15 protein-coding genes and 1 pseudogene are annotated in these 16,275 nt (G+C 65.8%); 3 read left to right on the top strand and 13 right to left on the bottom strand.

Features of this window, described 5'->3' with window-relative positions; all coding sequences use genetic code 11:
* Window positions 1-17 precede the first annotated feature (17 nt).
* From KR541_RS24425 to panE, 6 genes are all read right to left on the bottom strand, one after another.
* A complete protein-coding gene (locus KR541_RS24425) occupies window positions 18-1,106 on the bottom strand; it encodes an alcohol dehydrogenase catalytic domain-containing protein (RefSeq protein ID WP_050015079.1) in 1,089 nt (362 codons plus the stop codon).
* A 46-nt stretch (window positions 1,107-1,152) separates the two neighbouring features.
* On the bottom strand, window positions 1,153-2,166 hold the full coding sequence (locus tag KR541_RS24420) for an ABC transporter permease (RefSeq protein ID WP_034175227.1): 1,014 nt from the start codon (window positions 2,164-2,166) through the stop codon (window positions 1,153-1,155).
* Window positions 2,153-3,817: a sugar ABC transporter ATP-binding protein gene (locus KR541_RS24415; protein ID WP_414590625.1), complete on the bottom strand. Its 1,665-nt coding sequence runs from the start codon at window positions 3,815-3,817 to the stop codon at window positions 2,153-2,155. The genes KR541_RS24420 and KR541_RS24415 overlap by 14 nt, the downstream gene beginning before the upstream one ends.
* Complete coding sequence (locus tag KR541_RS24410; RefSeq protein ID WP_216089853.1) at window positions 3,736-4,680, bottom strand: substrate-binding domain-containing protein; 945 nt, start codon at window positions 4,678-4,680, stop codon at window positions 3,736-3,738. The genes KR541_RS24415 and KR541_RS24410 overlap by 82 nt, the downstream gene beginning before the upstream one ends.
* Window positions 4,681-4,800: 120 nt before the next feature.
* Window positions 4,801-5,760 (bottom strand): AraC family transcriptional regulator, encoded by a 960-nt coding sequence (locus KR541_RS24405; protein WP_050015075.1) that lies wholly within the window; start codon window positions 5,758-5,760, stop codon window positions 4,801-4,803.
* Between the two features lie 236 nt (window positions 5,761-5,996).
* Window positions 5,997-6,944: a 2-dehydropantoate 2-reductase gene (gene panE / locus KR541_RS24400; RefSeq protein WP_050015073.1), complete on the bottom strand. Its 948-nt coding sequence runs from the start codon at window positions 6,942-6,944 to the stop codon at window positions 5,997-5,999.
* 150 nt (window positions 6,945-7,094) lie between these two features.
* On the opposite strand from panE, the pseudogene KR541_RS24395 reads away from it, so the two are divergent.
* Window positions 7,095-7,854 (top strand): annotated as a pseudogene (locus KR541_RS24395) (IS5 family transposase).
* Between the two features lie 136 nt (window positions 7,855-7,990).
* Here the strand turns inward: KR541_RS24395 and KR541_RS24390 are convergent.
* The 3 genes from KR541_RS24390 to KR541_RS36795 all read right to left on the bottom strand — a co-directional run bounded on the left by KR541_RS24390 (window position 7,991) and on the right by KR541_RS36795 (window position 9,456).
* Window positions 7,991-8,560: a hypothetical protein gene (locus KR541_RS24390; protein WP_216089852.1), complete on the bottom strand. Its 570-nt coding sequence runs from the start codon at window positions 8,558-8,560 to the stop codon at window positions 7,991-7,993.
* 124 nt (window positions 8,561-8,684) lie between these two features.
* The gene (locus tag KR541_RS24385) at window positions 8,685-9,101 is read right to left on the bottom strand and encodes a DUF4279 domain-containing protein (protein WP_089489538.1); all 417 of its coding nucleotides are present in this window, start codon (window positions 9,099-9,101) and stop codon (window positions 8,685-8,687) included.
* Window positions 9,102-9,108: 7 nt separating this feature from the next.
* Window positions 9,109-9,456, bottom strand: coding sequence for a hypothetical protein (locus KR541_RS36795; protein WP_239468980.1), 348 nt, complete (start codon window positions 9,454-9,456; stop codon window positions 9,109-9,111).
* A gap of 793 nt (window positions 9,457-10,249) precedes the next feature.
* On the opposite strand from KR541_RS36795, the gene KR541_RS24375 reads away from it, so the two are divergent.
* Entirely contained in the window at window positions 10,250-11,803 is a 1,554-nt protein-coding gene (locus tag KR541_RS24375; protein WP_089489539.1) for a methyl-accepting chemotaxis protein, read from the top strand.
* 19 nt (window positions 11,804-11,822) lie between these two features.
* Here KR541_RS24375 and KR541_RS24370 read toward each other — a convergent pair whose 3' ends face one another.
* Window positions 11,823-12,500, bottom strand: a complete 678-nt coding sequence (locus tag KR541_RS24370; protein ID WP_050015069.1) for a LuxR C-terminal-related transcriptional regulator — start codon at window positions 12,498-12,500, stop codon at window positions 11,823-11,825.
* A 376-nt stretch (window positions 12,501-12,876) separates the two neighbouring features.
* Here KR541_RS24370 and KR541_RS24365 point away from each other — a divergent pair, with 376 nt between their 5' ends.
* Complete coding sequence (locus tag KR541_RS24365; protein WP_011547320.1) at window positions 12,877-13,368, top strand: hypothetical protein; 492 nt, start codon at window positions 12,877-12,879, stop codon at window positions 13,366-13,368.
* A gap of 56 nt (window positions 13,369-13,424) precedes the next feature.
* Here the strand turns inward: KR541_RS24365 and KR541_RS24360 are convergent, their stop codons facing one another.
* The 3 genes from KR541_RS24360 to KR541_RS24350 form a co-directional block, all read right to left on the bottom strand.
* Window positions 13,425-13,931: a hypothetical protein gene (locus tag KR541_RS24360; protein WP_050015065.1), complete on the bottom strand. Its 507-nt coding sequence runs from the start codon at window positions 13,929-13,931 to the stop codon at window positions 13,425-13,427.
* Between the two features lie 129 nt (window positions 13,932-14,060).
* A complete protein-coding gene (locus tag KR541_RS24355) occupies window positions 14,061-15,482 on the bottom strand; it encodes a sigma-54 dependent transcriptional regulator (RefSeq protein ID WP_425542634.1) in 1,422 nt (473 codons plus the stop codon).
* Between the two features lie 108 nt (window positions 15,483-15,590).
* A complete protein-coding gene (locus KR541_RS24350; RefSeq protein WP_124595230.1) occupies window positions 15,591-16,175 on the bottom strand; it encodes a hypothetical protein in 585 nt (194 codons plus the stop codon).
* Window positions 16,176-16,275: the final 100 nt, after the last annotated feature.

Raw genomic sequence — 16,275 nt, 5'->3', positions numbered from 1 at the left:
GAGGCGCACGCCGGCCGTCAGCGGGCCGGCTTCAGCAGCACCTTGATCGATTCGGGCGATTTCGCGACGCGGATCGCGTCGTCCCAGTCCTCGAGCGCGAAACCGTGCGTGACGATGCCCTTCGATGTGACGAGCCCGCGCGCGAGCAGGTCGATCGCGACCGGATAGCAGTAGGGCCCGAGGTGCGCGCCGCGTACGTCGAGTTCCTTGCGGTCCCCGATGATCGACCAGTCGACGGTCGCATCCTCGCCGAACACGCTGAATTCGACGAAGCGGCCGAGCTTGCGGATCAGGTCGAGCCCCTGGTTCACGCCGACCGGCGCGCCGGTCGTCTCGATGTACACGTCGCAGCCGTAGCCGTCGGTCAGCGCGCGGACGATCTCGCGCGCGTCGTCGCGCTGCGGGTTGATCGTCACGTCGGCGCCGTACTGGCGCGCGAGTTCGAGCCGTTCGTCGATCAGGTCGATCACGACGAGCTTCTTCGGCGTCTTCAGGTGCGCGACCTGCGTCATCATCAGCCCGAGTGGGCCCGCGCCGGCGATCACGACGACGTCGTCGAGCTGGACGTCCCCGCGGTTCACCGTATGAATCGCGCACGACAGCGGCTCGATGATCGCCGCGTCCTCGAGCGATACGCCAAGCGGAATCTTGTGGACGATCGCGGTCGGCGGAATGCGCATGTACTCGGCCATCCCGCCGTCGGCGACCTCGCGCTGGAAGCCGAAGATGTTGTGCACCTCGCACATCCAGTACTGGCCCGACTTGCAATAGCGGCACTTGCCGCACGGCACGATCTGCTCGGCGATCACGCGGTCGCCCAACGCGACGCCGAAATGCTCGGCCGCGCCGTCGCCGAGCGCCTCGACATAGCCGAAGAATTCATGGCCGGGAATCACCGGCGCCTTCACCCACGGGCTCGGTCCGCCCCAGAACATCTTGGCGCCGGTGTAGCACTTGCAGTCGCTCGCGCAGATCCCGCACGCGGCGATGCGGATCACGAGCTCGTTCGTACCGGCGCGCGGCATCGCGACCTGTTCGACGCGATAGTCCTCGGGGCCGTGGCAGACGACCGCGGTCATGCGCGGCTGGGCTTCGGGTGTCGTCATGGGTTGTCTCTTTTATGAGTGATTCGGATACCGGATTAATCAATAGTTACCGCGATCGCTCGCGGCTGATGTAGATCGCGAGCAGAATGATTCCGCCCTTGATCACGTTCTGCACGTACGGGTTCACGCCGATCATGTTCAGCCCGTTGTTGAGCACGCCGAGCAGCAGCGCGCCGACCAGCGTGCCGAGGATCGCGCCGCGCCCGCCGGAGATCGACGTGCCGCCCATCACGACGGCCGCGATCGCGTCGAGCTCGAAGCCCACGCCCGCGTTCGGCTGCCCGCTCATCAAGCGCCCGGTCAGCACGATCGCGGCGAGCGCCGACGTGAGCCCGGCCAGCGTGTAGACGATCAGCTTCACGCGTGCGACCCGCACGCCGGTGAGCCGCGTCGCCTGCTCGTTGCCGCCGATCGCGTACACGTAGCGGCCGAACGGCATCCGGTCGAGCAGCAGCCATGCGATCGCATAGACCACCAGCATGATCAGCACCGGCGCCTGGATGCCGAGCACCTTGCCGCTGCCGAAGAACGCGACCCAGTCGGGCAGCCCGTCGATCGGATAGCCGCCCGTATAGATCAGCGCGAGGCCGCGCGCGATGCCCATCGTCGCAAGCGTGACGATGATCGGCGGCATCCCCGCGAACGCGACGAACACGCCGTTCAGGAAGCCGAAGCCGAGCCCGACCGCGATGCCGATCGCGAGCGCGGCGACCGCGTTGACGCCCGCGACCATCAGCCCGGCCGCGAGCGTGCCCGACAGCGCCATCACCGAGCCGACCGACAGGTCGATCCCCCCCGTCAGGATCACGCAGGTCATGCCGACCGCGATGATCGCGTTGATCGACACCTGGCGCAGCACGTTCTCGAGGTTCGCGGCCGACAGGAAGCTCGGGCTCGCGATCATCATCGCGATGCATACGACGATCAGGCCGACGAGCGGATAGAACAGCGTCGAGCGGCGTAGCTGCGCCCACATCGCGCGGGGCGGCGGCGCATCGCCGTTTCCGGCGGTGGCCGCGAGCGTCGTCGAACGCGTGGAAGAAGAATCAGGCAGGTTCATGGGTCGCTCCTCGCGTGCCGGTCGTGGCATAGGTCATGACCGTGTCGGGATCGATCTCGTCGCCGGCGAGCGTCGCTTCGATGCGGCCCTGCCGGAACACGGCGACGCGATCGCACATGCCGACGATTTCCGGCAATTCGGACGAGATCATGATGATGGCGTAGCCGCGCGCGGTGAGTTCGCGCATCAGCCCGTAGATTTCGGCTTTCGCGCCGACGTCGATGCCGCGCGTCGGCTCGTCGAAGATCAGCACCGACGTGTGATGGTTCAGCCAGCGCGCGATCACGACCTTCTGCTGGTTGCCGCCGGACAGCGTCGCGACCTCGGTGTGGATCGACGGCGCCTTCACGCCGACGCGCCGCATCACGTCGTGCGTGGTGCGCGCCTCGCCGCGCCGGTCGATCAGCCAGCGCATCGACCGGTACTTGCCGAGGTTGTTCAGCGAGATGTTGTCGCGAATCGAGAACGACGTGACGAGCCCTTCCGTCTTGCGGCTTTCCGGCAGGATGCCGATGCCCGCACGCAGTGCGTCGGCCGGATCGGCGAGCTTCGCCGCCGCGCCGCGCACGCGCAGTGCCTTGCGATGCGCACGCGTCGCGCCGATCACCGCGAGCGCGGTTTCCGTGCGGCCCGAGCCGACCAGGCCCGCGAAACCCAGGATCTCGCCTTCACGCAACGCAAAGCGGTTCACCGGGCCGTCGCGCTCGATCTGCAGCGCATCGACTTCGAGCACGGCCGGCGCGTCGGCCGGCAAGACCGGCTTCGGCGGAAAGCTGCTCTCGATCCGGCGGCCGACCATCATGCGCACCAGTTGCTCGACGTCGGTGTGCGCGACCTCGGTCGTCGCGACGTACTGGCCGTCGCGCAGCACCGTGATCCGGTCGCACACCGCGAAGATCTCGTCGAGGTGATGCGAGATGAAGATCATCGCGACGCCCTGCCGCTTCAGCTCGCGCATGATCGCGAACAGGTGCTCGGCCTCGGCCGGCGTGAGCGTCGCGGTCGGTTCGTCGAGGATCAGGATGCGCGCGTCGAGCGACAGCGCCTTGCCGATCTCGACGAACTGCTGCTGCGCGACCGACAGCGTGCGGATCGGCGCATCGAGATCGATCGCCACGCCGAGCCGCGCGAAGATGCTCGCCGCCGCGGCGCGCATCCGCTTGCGGTCGCGCGCGCCCCAGCGGTTGCGCAGCTCGCGGCCGAGGAACAGGTTGTCGACGGCATCGAGGTGCGGAATCAGGCTGAACTCCTGGAACACGATGCCGACGCCGGCCGCGACTGCGTCGTGATAGTCCGCGAAATGGCGCGCGGCGCCGTCGATCTCGATCGTGCCGGCATCCGGCGGGTGGATGCCGCACAGGATCTTCATCAACGTCGACTTGCCCGCGCCGTTCTCGCCGAGCAGCGCATGGATCTCGCCGCGCGCGATCTCCAGATGAATGTCGGACAGCGCCTTCACGCCGGGAAAGCTTTTCGTGATGTGGCTGAGCCTGAGTATCGTGTCCATCGGCTTCTCCGTGCGAAGGGCGTCGGCCGCGCCGCCGCCCTTCGCGTCGCGTCGCACGTCGTTCACCAGCTGAAACCCTTCGCGTTGCCGCGATCGACGACCCTCACGTCGACGGGGATCGCCTTCGGCACCGTCGCGCCCCACTTGCGCGCGATCGCGATGCCGAGCGCGATGCGCACCTGGTCGGCCGGGAACTGCGCGGTCGTCTCGATGAACTTCGAGTTCGGCTTCTGGATCGCGGCGATCGCCTCGGGCGCGCCGTCGACGCTCGTCAGCTTGATGTCCTTGCCGGACCCCTCGATCGCGGCGAGCGCGCCCATCGAGCCGCCGTCGTTCACGCTGAAGAGGCCCTTCAGGTTCGGATGCGCGGAGATCATGTTCTCGGTGACTGACAGCGCGGTCGCGCGCTCCTGCTTGCCGTTCTGCGTATCGACGAGCTTCACGTTCGGGAATTTCGCGAGTCCGGCCTTGCAGCCGCGCACGCGTTCGAGAATCGGCACGACCGGAATGCCGTCGAGGATCGCGACCTCGCCGCTGCCGCCGATCGCCTTCGCGAGGTATTCGCACGACATCACGCCCGCGTCGTAATTCTTCGAGCCGACGAACGAATCGACCGGGCCGTTCGCGTTCGCGTCGACGGCGACGACCACCGCGCCGGCCTTCTTCGCCTGCGTGATCGCCGACTGGATGCCGGTCGAATCGGTCGGGTTCACGAGCAGGATGTCGATCTTCTTCTGCAGCATGTCCTCGACGTCGCTCACCTGCTTGCTGACGTCGTGATGCGCGTCGGTGACGACGACCTGCGCACCGATCGACGCGGCCGCGTCGTTCAGCGCCTTTTGCATCGTCACGAAGTACGGGTTGTTCAGTTCCTGGAACGTCATGCCGATCCGCAGCGGCGCGGCATGCGCGGCCGCGGCGGGCAACAGCGCCGCGACGGCGAGCGCGGCAACGGCCGCCAGGCGGGCGGCGCGACGGGGGGATGAAGCGGGCGATGCGTGCGTCATGACGGTGTCTCCAGAATTGTGTGCGGCTTTTTCGTGGGTGAATGCGCCCCTCGCGACGTGAGCGACGCGATCGGCTGGGTGAAACGGCGGGTAAAACTCGGGCGGGCGGCGGCCCGGCGATCATCCGGGCTGCGGCATGAGTTCGGGCGCACCGGGCGTCAGCACGCGCGGCGGCAGCGGGTTACCGGTCGGCGCCGCGTGCAGCGCCAGCTCGCGGCTGCGCACGTTCAGGCGCTGCAGCGCGCGGAATTCGGACGGCGCCATTCCCTTCACCGCGCGGAACTGGCGGTTGAAGTTCGACACGTTATTGAAGCCGGCCTGGAAACAGATGTCGGTGATGCTTGCGTCGTCGGCGAGCAGCATCTGGCACGCGGATTCGATCCGCAGACGATTCACGTACTGGACGAACGGCATGCCCGTATGGCGATGGAACGCGCGCGAGAACGCGCTGACGCTCTGCCCGGTCAGTTGCGCGAGATCGGATTCGCGCAGCTCGGAAGCGAGGTTCTTGCCGATATACGACAGCGCGTGGCTGAGCCGTGTCGGCGTGACGTCGGCCTGGTCGTACGCGGGGCTCGCGAGCAGCGTGCGCTCCGCCGCGCCGCACAGCCGTTCGAGGATCGTCATGAACAGCGCGATGCGGCGCATGCCGCGCGCGGTCAGCAGTTCGTCGAACAACGGCGCGATCGCGGCGCTCGTCGCGGTGTCGAAGCCGACTCCGCGCCGCGCGTCGTCGAGCAGCGCCTGCGCGTCGCGGCATTCGGGGAATGCGTCCATGCAGCGACGCACGAACGACGGATCGAACTGGATCACGAGATTGCGGCGCTCGACGGTTTCGCCTTCGGCCATGTCGCTGACCCAGTTGTGCGGCAGGTTCGGGCCGAGCAGCACGAGATGGCCCGGGCCGAACGAGCCGATGTGATCGCCGACGAAATACTTGCCGTGCGTCGCGACGATCAGGTGCAGCTCGAATTCGGGATGGAAATGCCAGCGGATCGTGCGATACGGATAGCCGTGCGACCAGACCTTGAACGACTCGTCGCGTCGCACTTCGACCACTTCGAGATCGGGGTGCATCATGTTGGCGTCTCCATTCCCATATATTGCTGGCCGGCCTGTTCGGCTGGGCGCGCGTGCCGCGTGTTTCGCGCGGCACGGCGACCGGTCGCATGGGAAGCAATGTAGGTCGATCGAGCGCGCGGCTCCACCAACTTTACGCCTGATTTTCGATACTTTTTTGCCGCCCGCGCGCGGGAATGGCGTCGGACGGCAAATTTGTTGCAGCGCGGAACGGCGCGGCGGCCGCCCTCGCCGGCTTACGCCGCCGCGTGCTCGCGCGCCGTGCGCACCTCGTACGCCTTCAGGTGGTTGTACGCGATCCGCAGCAGCGACAGCGTATCGGCCGCCTGCGGGTCGCGTCGCGCGAGCAGGTCGCCGATCACGTGATCGGCTTCGACGCGCGCATGGTTCTCGACGTCGCGCAGCATCGACGCGGTCAGCGGCGACGGCGTCAGCACCATCCGCTGCATCCGCTCGCTGGCCGCCGGGTCGGGCCGGTGGCCGTTGTATTCGGCGATCGCGCTGCATTCGGCGAGCATCGTTTCGAGCAGGCGGCGGCCGTCCGGCGCGGCGAGAATGTCGCCGATCGACCCGCGAAACAGCGACGTGCTCGCGGCGAGCGTCGCGAGAAACACCCACTTGTCCCACATCCGCGCGGTGATGTCGTCGCTGAGCGTCGCGTCGAAGCCCGCGCCGCCGAGCACGTCGGCCACCGCGCGCACGCGCGGCGATTCGCCGCCGGCCAGTTCGCCGAACGACACGCCGTGCGTGTCGTTCAGGTGCACGATGCGCTGCTCGCGATCGAGCGTCGCCGCGATCACGCACAACCCGCCGAGCACCTGCGACGCGCCGAAACGCTCGCGCAGCACGTCGACGTGACGCATCCCGTTGAGCATCGGCAGGATCAGCGTCTGCGGGCCGACGAACGGCGCGAACGATGCAATCGCGTCGTCGAGGCTGTACGCCTTGCAGCTCAGCAGCACGAGATCGAACGGCGCGACGCCGGCGCCCGCGTCGCCCGCGCGGATGGTCTGCACGTTCGCGAGCGTCAGGTCGCCGCGCGGGCTGCGAATCAGCAACCCGTCGCGCGCAAGCGCGGCCGCGCGGCCGTCGCGCACCAGGAACGTCACGTCGCGCCCCGCCGCAGCCAGCCGGCCGCCGAAGTATCCGCCGACCGCGCCGGCCCCTACCACCAGAATCCGCATCGTTGCCTCCTTTCGGTTTCATCGTCATCGTGCTGCCGCCCGTGCGGGCGCGACGCCGATCATCGCCCGACAGTATAGCGGCCGCTGTTATGCATATGCATAGATGCCCGCGCCCGCGTAACGGGCATCGGGAAATGACCGCTTCTTAGCGTGCTGCCACCGCCAAAGCCACGCCGCAAGAAACACCCAGGACGGCTCCCGGTTTCCAACCGGGCGGCACTGGACGGCATCCTGAACGTATTCAAGACCGGGATACGCTGGTGCGACCTCTGGACCAAGCTGGGATTTGGCTCAGGGCCGACCTGCTGGAAGCGTTTGCGCGACTGGCAAAGGGCCGGCGTGTGGAGCGCGTTGCACGAACTGCTGCTTGCGAAGTTACGCGAAGCCGGCGAACTCGATTTCTCACGGGCAGCGGTCGATTCATCGTCGGTGCGAGCCGTTGGGGCGGGCGAAAAACTGGCCCGACCCCCATCGATCGCTCGCGACCAGGTTCGAAGCATCACATCCTCGTCGACGCCAATGGCGTCCCCATCGGTGCCATCCTGATTCGCGCGAATCGCAACGACGTTACCTAGCTGCTGCCGCTCATCGACGCGGTCCCGCCACTTCGCGGCGTACGCGGCCGACTGCTTCGCAAGCCCGAAGTCATCTACGCAGATCGAGGCTATGACTCCGAGCCGCATCGTCAGCGGCTTCGTGCGCGTGGTATCGAACCGGTGATCGCCCTGCGCCGTATGGAATGCGGCAGCGGACTAGCAAGCTCCGCTGGGTGGTCGAGCGTACTCACGCATGGCTGCACAATTTTCGTCGTCCTCGCATTCGCTTTGAGCGTCGAGCCGCGTCTGTACTGGTTAATCGACGGTTGCAGAAAAGGCAGCACTGCGCGGCGTCATCCTTGTTGAGTAAATGAAAAAAACCCGGACCTAATGAAGGTGCCGGGGCTTTTGTTGGTTTTTCGTGGATTTTCGTGGGTGTCCCCAGCCGACCGAAGAGATCTCAGGGGCAGCGTACGGTACGCTGCACTTCGAAAGAAAACGAGAAATCATTTAGCTGAAAAATAAATCATTTTTACGTGGTGGAAATGTAATTTCCGCATCTGAAAATTTTTCAATGTCACGACGAACTATCGCGTCACCCAACCTTTCATCAAAACACCTTCTAAACACCCCAAGAACCTTAGAGGTGTATTTCGCCTTTTTAATAAATTGACGAAGATCATCAATCGCCAGTTGGGGGAGTTTTGCATTTTTATCACCTATAACAGGATGAATCAAAACTTCAGCCACATACTTTATATCTGCCCCTTCGAATACAGGGTAATCGTGCCAGTGCACGATTTTATTTCTTTGCTTATTTATCGAAGCAACGATCTTGCGCACCGAATCCCAAAATTTCTTGAATTGATCTCCGCAGGACGCCTCTAGAATGGCGGTCACGATTTCAATCCGTGGACTCATTGAAATATTTGAGTAAAAAATGACAGATGCAATCTGATGGTCAATTTTTCCCGCATCAGCCATAACCCAGCAAAGCTGGCTCTCAATGTTCGCAAATGCGTCGATCGCCCTACCTCTTTCAAGATCGAAAGTGTCCTTTATATGATCTTTGTTATCCATCGATATTTTTCAAAAAAATCGCTGCACATACGACAACAAGCACGCTCAGTTTGATAGTACGTCGCTTGACTGAACAACCCTCCAATGCAATGCCATGTACTTCTCAGTGGTGCGTTGATCCGCGCTATCGGTATTCATCGACCTCGACCTCGCCTCCGAGCGATTCCACAAGAGCCCGGATATCGTCCGGCACGTCCGGCACGCGCTTACCGCTCTCGTTGTCCCAATAGCAGCGGAGACGGACCCGAGCGCCCGCACCGTCGATAAGCCCGCGCAGGTCCGGGCGCGGCAAAGACAGATGCTTGATGAGATAGCGAAGATGGGGTTCCAGTTGATCACTGTGGACAGCGCCGTCACTGCGAACCGCCCAAACACTCGTGCGACGCGTTATGACGCGCCCCTGTCCTGTCGGATCGTTTACCCGCTCCCCTTTCGTTACCTCCGTATCGGGTACGACGCGGAAATAGTCTGTCCAAAATTTGGGGACGACGCGATCGCCTGAAATAGAGAATGATGCATGTGCAAGTTGCTGTTTTTTCATGATCCGCTCAGTCCCCGTAGTTGTGCATGTTGTCGATCACGACACCTTTGAATTCAACGTCTCCGTTGTCGTGCCAGAGAACGTTATCGGCCCCTCCCAAATCATTCGCGTCTTTCATTTGGTGGATCATGTTGCCGAAGATTTTACGCTGGTAACCAAGCATTTTCGCCGCAAAGTTCGGGTTAGTCGTGCTTGCCGCCAGCTCTTGAATGTCACCGCTCAAAGGGCTATCAGCGTAGTCAAACACGTTCGCATCACCTAGCGGCGAACCCGATCCAAACGAGTTCGCAAGTTGAGGCGTACCGCCTGCTAGTGCGCCGCCAGTACCGGCAACGACACTTTGAAGGTAACTCATGAGTTCACCGGCTGACACATCGCTTGGTACGGCCCAAGACGGTATCGGCTTGTCCGCTGGAAGCGCAGCCATCCTCGGCACACTGGCAAACCTACTGCCCTTTGGGAAAGGCGGTGTTGATGGTCCGCCACCGCCCCCAGCACCCCCACTTGCCACGGGCCTATCGATCGAGACGGTAACCCGGCCGTCCTCTATCGCTGACCTAAGCGCGGCGACGGGATCGCCGGACAACGACCCGGCAAGCCCGAGTTCCCGAAGGTAGCTGGCAGCCTCCGCCATCAATGCGGAATACTTCGGCCAATGGAGCATTAATTCTGAGACAGCCGCGCGCTGTTCCGCAGGCCGAATTGCCCCGCTGTCACTGGACAGCGTAGCGCGCTTTCCTGAGCCAATGTCGATAGTTACGGCCACAACTCGAATTCTCCATACGAATCCTGGTCACTGGATCGCACCTCCCCCCGGCCTGTGAAGGCGCGGAGGGGTTCGTTTTCCGGTCCGGCGCGACGCCTTATAACGCGCCGCATAGAAGCTGTTGCGAAATCACGGCTTAGGTCTGTTAACTTTTTCGCAGCCGCCTCAAGATTCGCTACGAACGGTACGCACACGTGCACGAGGCATTCCTCTCGCTCGCGTGCTGCTTGATTTGCTGGAACAAACGCAAGACAGCGTCCGATTGATTTCGCAGCATCTTCTAAGGGATTTCCCGCCTACGGCGCCGCGCGTTTCACGCCGTCAAAACATGTATCCCGTCACGCCGTCCCGGCGAGCTTCCACGACTGACCGACCTCATACCATGCGCAATCTCTCCCTGAATCAGAAACTCGCCTCGATGATCGTCATCCTGTGGCTCGGCCTGCTCGTGATCGCCGGGCTCGGCGCATGGCAGACCCGCGCGTCGATGATCGCGGACCGCCGCGACCAGCTTGCGTCGCTGGTTGCGCAGGCCGCGAGCGTGACCGATCACTACTACAAGCTGTCGCAGCAGAACGCGCTGCCGGAAGCCGATGCGAAGCAGAAGGCGCTCGAGGCGATCGCCGCGATGCGCCACGGCGCCGACGGCTATGTGTCGGTCAACGATTCGAAGCCGGTGATCGTGATGCATCCGATCAAGGCCGAGCTCAACGGCAAGGACGTGTCGAACTTCACCGATCCGAACGGCCAGCACCTGTTCGTCGAGATCGTGAAGGCCGGCAACGCGGCAGGCGGCAAGGGTTTCGTCGAATATCTGTGGCCGAAGCCGGGCGCGGACAAGCCGCAGGACAAGACCAGCGCCGTGCAGCGCTTCGCGCCGTGGGACTGGTATCTGGTGACCGGCATGTACATGGACGACGTGCGCTCGGCGGTGCTCGCGAGCGTCGGCCGCTGGTTCGCGATGACGGCCGTGCTCGGCGCGATCGCGACGGCCGTGATGGTGCTGGTGCTGAAAAGCGTGCGCGCGAGCCTCGGCGGCGAGCTCGAAGCGGCGCTCGACGCCGCGCAGCGCATCGCGCAGGGCGACCTGACCGCGCGCGTGACCGTGAAGCACGACGATCGCGGCAGCCTGCTGCATGCGCTGCATACGATGCAGGGCGGGCTGATCGACATGGTGTCGCGCGTGCGGATGGGCACCGAGAACATCAACGTCGGCGCGAGCGAGATCGCATCCGGCAACACCGACCTGTCGCAGCGCACCGAGGAACAGGCGGCCGCGCTCGTGCAGACCGCGTCGAGCATGGACGAGATGACCGCGAACGTAAAACAGAACGCGGACAGCGCGGCGCAGGCCGCGTCGCTCGCCGGCCAGGCCGCGCAGGTCGCGACGCGCGGCAGCGAAGTGGTCGACGACGTCGTGCGCACGATGAACGAGATCACCGATCGCTCGCACAAGATCGGCGACATCATCGGCGTGATCGACGGGATCGCGTTCCAGACCAACATCCTCGCGCTGAACGCGGCCGTCGAAGCGGCGCGGGCCGGCGAACAGGGCCGCGGCTTCGCGGTGGTCGCGGCCGAAGTGCGGTCGCTCGCGCAACGCTCGGCGACGGCGGCCAAGGAGATCAAGTCGCTGATCGTGTCGTCGAACGAGACGGTCCAGCACGGCGCGACGCTCGTCACGCACGCGGGCGAGACGATGACCGAGATCGTGCAGTCGGTGCGGCGCGTGAACGAGATCCTCGACGAAATCAGCCACGCATCGCGCGAGCAGAGCGCCGGGATCGAGCAGGTCAACCGCGCGGTGGGCGAGATGGATCAGGTCACGCAGCAGAACGCGGCACTCGTCGAACAGGCCGCGGCCGCCGCGCATTCGCTGCGCGACCAGGCCGAGGCGCTGCGCGACGCGGTGACGCGGTTCGCGCTGCCGGCCTGACGGCAAGCCCGCCCCGCACTCACGCCGCGCTGCCCGCCCGCCGCGCGGCCTCGCCGCTCCCGAGCCCCAGCCCCGCCGCGCGCTGGATCAGCTCGACGTCGTTGCTCGCGCCGAGCTTCTTCATCGCGCTGATCTTCTGCGCGCTGACCGTCTGCTTGCCCTTGCTCAGGCGCTGCGCGATCGTCTTGATCGGCACGCCCGACAGATACAGGCGAATCACCTCGATCTCGCGCGCCGACAGCTTCACGGGCGTATCGCCGCGCGTGCCGAGCGCTTCGACCGCGCGGCGCACGGACGGGGACAGGTAGGTCGCGCCGCTGTAGCTCGAATGGATCGCCGTGACGATATGGCCGACCTCGTCGAGCTTGCTGACGACGCTCACGCCGCCGATCGCGACGATCGACCGGAAGATCAGCGGGTTCTCGTTCGCGACCAGCGCGACGATCCCGACGTTCGGCCGCGTGCGGCGCAGCCAGTCGAACAGCGCGAGGCCGTCCATCTGCTCGTCGCCGCGAATCGCATAGTCGACCAGCACGACGTCACAGTCGACGCCGCCGAGCGACGCGACCAGTTCGGCCGCGCTCCGATAGACGGCGGCGAGCTCGATCGCGCAGGCGCCACCTGCGATCTGCTCGATACCGGCCAGCGTCAACGGCCAGTCGTACGCGACGACGATGCGAACATTGAATTTCCTCATGCGCAATTCCTGGTGGTTCACCGGCCGCGCCACGCGGAACGCGCGCGACTGGTTGGGCGTTGAAAGGATATTCAGGCTATTTTTAGCCCGAATGTCGATTCTATGAACGTATGCCCGCTCGCGATATCGGACGGTGTACGAATTGGCCGCCGAAGACGTAATACTGGTTTGATATTTGCACCGGCTCGACGCCCGGCGGCCGTCGATCGACCGTCGCGGCATCGGCCCGATGGCCGGTATTGCGCGCCGCACGACCGGTCAGCAGGTAAAATTGCGCGTTTGCATGCCACCCCGGGCCGCCGGCGGCGAGCGACGCGCCGATGCCGGCCGCGCGCCACCGCCCCTTCGCCGGCTTGCCCGACCTCCCGCTTTGCTCATGACCGATTCCGACCTGCAATCCGACGACACCTCCATCCACGAAGACGGCCTCTGGCGCGACAACGGCTGGACGGCCCGCATCATCAAGAACGAAGACGACGACGGCTGGGCCGTCGAGATGGTCAAGGACGGCGAGTCCGAGCCCGCGCTCGTCGGGCCGTGGACCATGGGCCGCGACAAGAAGAACCCGAAGCCGATGGACGCGAACGCGTTCCGCACGCTCGTGAAAACCGCGACCGAAGTGCTGATGCGGCACGAACAGCAGCGGCGCGCGCTGCTGCACAAGGAAGTGACGGTGCAGGACGAAGCCGGGCAGGATGTCTCGGTGACGCTCGACATCGTGCCGGACGAGTTCGAGCCGTATGCGCAGCTCAAGGCGTTCGATCCGTATGGCGAGCTGCTGGCCGACGCGAAGGTGTCGGCCGGGTTCAAGCTCAACAAGGCCAGCGCCGAACGCTGGGTCGCATCGGGCTTCGACCGGCCGGCATAGGGCCGGCTCAGGGCCTGTTCAGGCCCTAAGCGCGCACGGCGCGCCGAGGCGGGCGATCAGGCCCGGGCGCCCCGCTCGGCCCGCGCGAGCCGGCGCGCGGCCAGCTTGCGCCGCACGAGCGCCTCGAACTGCGGCGTCGCGGCCTCGGGATCGCGCGCGGCCAGGCCCAGCACGTTGCGCGCGAGCTGGATCGGCGTCAGCACGATGCCCCACGGCAGCCCCCACCAGCCGAGCGTGGCCGACGCGAGCAGCGCGACCGCCTGCTTTCTGCGGCCGCAACGGCGGCAGCACACGTGGCGCCGCGTCGCCCAGCGCGTGACGAACACGAGCGACACGACGCGATGCGACGCGTGGACGTCGACCGGCCGCCCTTCGCGCAGGCAGATCGGGCAAGGCCCGTAGCGCCAGTCGTCGACGTACTGCCGCACCTTCGCGTCGGGCACCCGTTCGGCCTCGACGACGACCGGATGCGCCCGTGCGCATGCCGGGCTGCAATAGCGGCGGCCGTCGATCGACCGCCCGCCGACCAGGAACGTCCTGCCGCAGTGATTGCACTCTGCCACGATGACCTCGGATAAACGTGATGCGCCGCGTGCCGGTTGCGCGCCGATCGATGCGCGCGCCGGCCGCGGCCATTTGCTGTTTTAACGGCTGCCGCCGCGCGGTCTTGAGCGGTCGCGCGCCGCGGCGCGTCAGTCATGCAGCCCGTGCGTGTTCATCAGCCGGTACAGCGTCGCGCGCGAGACGCCGAGCTCCGCCGCGGCATCCGCATGCTGGTGGCGGTGACGCAGCAGCGTTTCCTCGATCGCGTGCCGCTCGGCCTGCCGGCGCGCCTGCGCGAGCGTCGGTGGCCGCAACGACGTGTACGGGCGCAACTCGAGATCGGCGGCCGAGATCAGCGGGCCGTTCGTCATCACGACCGCGAAGCGGATCCGGTTGATCAGCTCGCGCACGTTGCCGGGCCACGGATAGTTGTGGATCGCCGCGATCGCGCACGGCGTGAAGCCGCGAATCCGGTACGAGCCGTCGCCGCGGTAGCGCCGCAGCACGTGATCGGCGAGCAGCATGATGTCGCGGCCGCGCATGCGCAGCGGCGGCTCGTCGATACGCAGCACGCACAGGCGGTAGTACAGGTCGGCGCGGAATCGCCCGGCCTGCATCGCGGCCTCGAGATCGACGTGGGTCGCCGACACGATCCGCACGTCCACCGGAATCGACGCGTGCCCGCCGAGCCGCTCGATCTTGCCCTCCTGCAGGAACCGCAGCAGGCTCGCCTGGCTCTCGAACGGCATGTCGCCGATTTCGTCGAGAAACAGCGTGCCGCCGTGCGCGGCCTCGATGCGGCCGATCGTGCGCTGGTGCGCGCCGGTGAACGCGCCGCGCTCGTGGCCGAACAGTTCGGCCTGCAGCAGCGTCGTCGGGATGGCCGCGCAGTTCACGGCGACGAACGGTGCGTCGGCACGCGACGACTGCCGGTGGATCGCCGCCGCCGTCAGTTCCTTGCCAGTGCCGGATTCGCCGGCGATGAACACGGTCGCCTCGGTGTTCGCGACCTTGCGGATCGTCGCGAACAGCCGGCGCATCGCGTCGCACGCGCCGATCATCGCGCCGCCGGGCGGCGGCGCTTCCGCGGCCGGGTCGCCGTCCGCGAGCGTCAGCATCCCGTATGCATGGCCGACGAGATAGCCGATCGTCGTGTAGGCGGTCGCATCGCGCACGTAGTCGAAGCAGCAATGGCGGATCAGGCGCGCGATCGTGATGTTGCGCAGCCGCTCGCCGTCGGCGAGCGCGACCCAGCCGACGCGCGGGTCGCGCAGCAGCGCCTCGAACGACGCGACGTCCGGCGCCGCGAAACCGGCGAAATCGACGATGCCCGCGTGCGGACGGTTCGCCTTGACGAGATTCAGCGCGTCCGCCACGGTTTTGGCGTGCCATACGTCCCAGCCGCGCGACGCGAGCACATCGACGAGCGCGGCATCGTGTTGCCGCGACAGGTAGACGAGCGGCCGCGACGGCGCGACGGGGGGATGCCGGACCGCGATGAACGGCAGCGCGCTCACCTGCCGTTCGACATCCCGGGCGCCCGACATGCTCAGCTGACAGCAATGGTTCACGATCGCCTCGCCGCATAAGGGTATGTATCGGAGCGGCCGTTGCCCGATCGCGCGCGGCGGGGCCCGTGGTCCCGCGGCGCGACGCCGCTCCGTCCTCGAATCGATGCGTCATCGGCAGAACACGACGCGCTGCGTGTAGATCTGCGGCTCGACGACAGGCTTCGTCGAGCCGTTGAGATCGTCGCGATACGCGCGGTAGGTCCTGCCGTTCACCGTCACGTCCGACGCGCGGGCCGTCTCGATCCTGTCGAGCCCGGTGTGCCGCCATTCGTTCACCCGGTCCGCCGCCGTGACGCTCGACTCGCCCGCGATCTGCTGCGTGATCGTGCTGCCGTCGCTCCACGGCTGCGTCTGCATGTCCTCGGCGTGCTGCATCGCGCCGACCGTCTTGCCGGTCGACTTCGGCCCGTTCTGCGCGTCGAACGGCGCACCCCGGCCGTACACCGGCGATTGCCACGACGGCGCGTGACCCGCTTCCGGCATCATGTAGATCATCTGTGGATCGCCGATCATCATCATCGGCGCGCATGCCGTGTTGTCGGGACGGCCAAGCGTCGACAGCGCCTGCTGGACGCTCGCGGCGTTCGCGAGGGTCTGCTCGTTCAGGATGACGAAGACCGCGGGATTCTGGAAAACCGACTGCGCAGCGGCTTGCACGCTGGCCAGCAACAAAGCGATCAAAAAGATCCTCATGATTGAGGCCTCCTTGCACTCGTCACGCAAAAAGAGGTGTTGACCTCGGGGATGGGAGCAACACCCGTCAAACCGGAAAAGCGGGTCGGGCATCGGCCCG

Source organism: Burkholderia sola, assembly GCF_905400185.1.
Classification (GTDB): domain Bacteria; phylum Pseudomonadota; class Gammaproteobacteria; order Burkholderiales; family Burkholderiaceae; genus Burkholderia; species Burkholderia sola.
The sequence above is the reverse complement of the archived record's forward strand: the minus strand, read 5'-3'. Positions and strand labels throughout refer to the sequence as shown.

Bases quoted from the DNA above. Each gene is read 5' to 3' on its own strand.
- KR541_RS24425 (WP_050015079.1), bottom strand. From the start codon at position 1,106: ATGACGACACCCGAAGCCCAGCCGCGCATGACCGCGGTCGTCTGCCAC.
- KR541_RS24420 (WP_034175227.1), bottom strand. From the start codon at position 2,166: ATGAACCTGCCTGATTCTTCTTCCACGCGTTCGACGACGCTCGCGGCC.
- KR541_RS24410 (WP_216089853.1), bottom strand. From the start codon at position 4,680: ATGACGCACGCATCGCCCGCTTCATCCCCCCGTCGCGCCGCCCGCCTG.
- KR541_RS24405 (WP_050015075.1), bottom strand. From the start codon at position 5,760: ATGATGCACCCCGATCTCGAAGTGGTCGAAGTGCGACGCGACGAGTCG.
- panE (WP_050015073.1), bottom strand. From the start codon at position 6,944: ATGCGGATTCTGGTGGTAGGGGCCGGCGCGGTCGGCGGATACTTCGGC.
- KR541_RS24390 (WP_216089852.1), bottom strand. From the start codon at position 8,560: ATGGATAACAAAGATCATATAAAGGACACTTTCGATCTTGAAAGAGGT.
- KR541_RS24385 (WP_089489538.1), bottom strand. From the start codon at position 9,101: ATGAAAAAACAGCAACTTGCACATGCATCATTCTCTATTTCAGGCGAT.
- KR541_RS36795 (WP_239468980.1), bottom strand. From the start codon at position 9,456: ATGAGTTACCTTCAAAGTGTCGTTGCCGGTACTGGCGGCGCACTAGCA.
- KR541_RS24375 (WP_089489539.1), top strand. From the start codon at position 10,250: ATGCGCAATCTCTCCCTGAATCAGAAACTCGCCTCGATGATCGTCATC.
- KR541_RS24370 (WP_050015069.1), bottom strand. From the start codon at position 12,500: ATGAGGAAATTCAATGTTCGCATCGTCGTCGCGTACGACTGGCCGTTG.
- KR541_RS24365 (WP_011547320.1), top strand. From the start codon at position 12,877: ATGACCGATTCCGACCTGCAATCCGACGACACCTCCATCCACGAAGAC.
- KR541_RS24350 (WP_124595230.1), bottom strand. From the start codon at position 16,175: ATGAGGATCTTTTTGATCGCTTTGTTGCTGGCCAGCGTGCAAGCCGCT.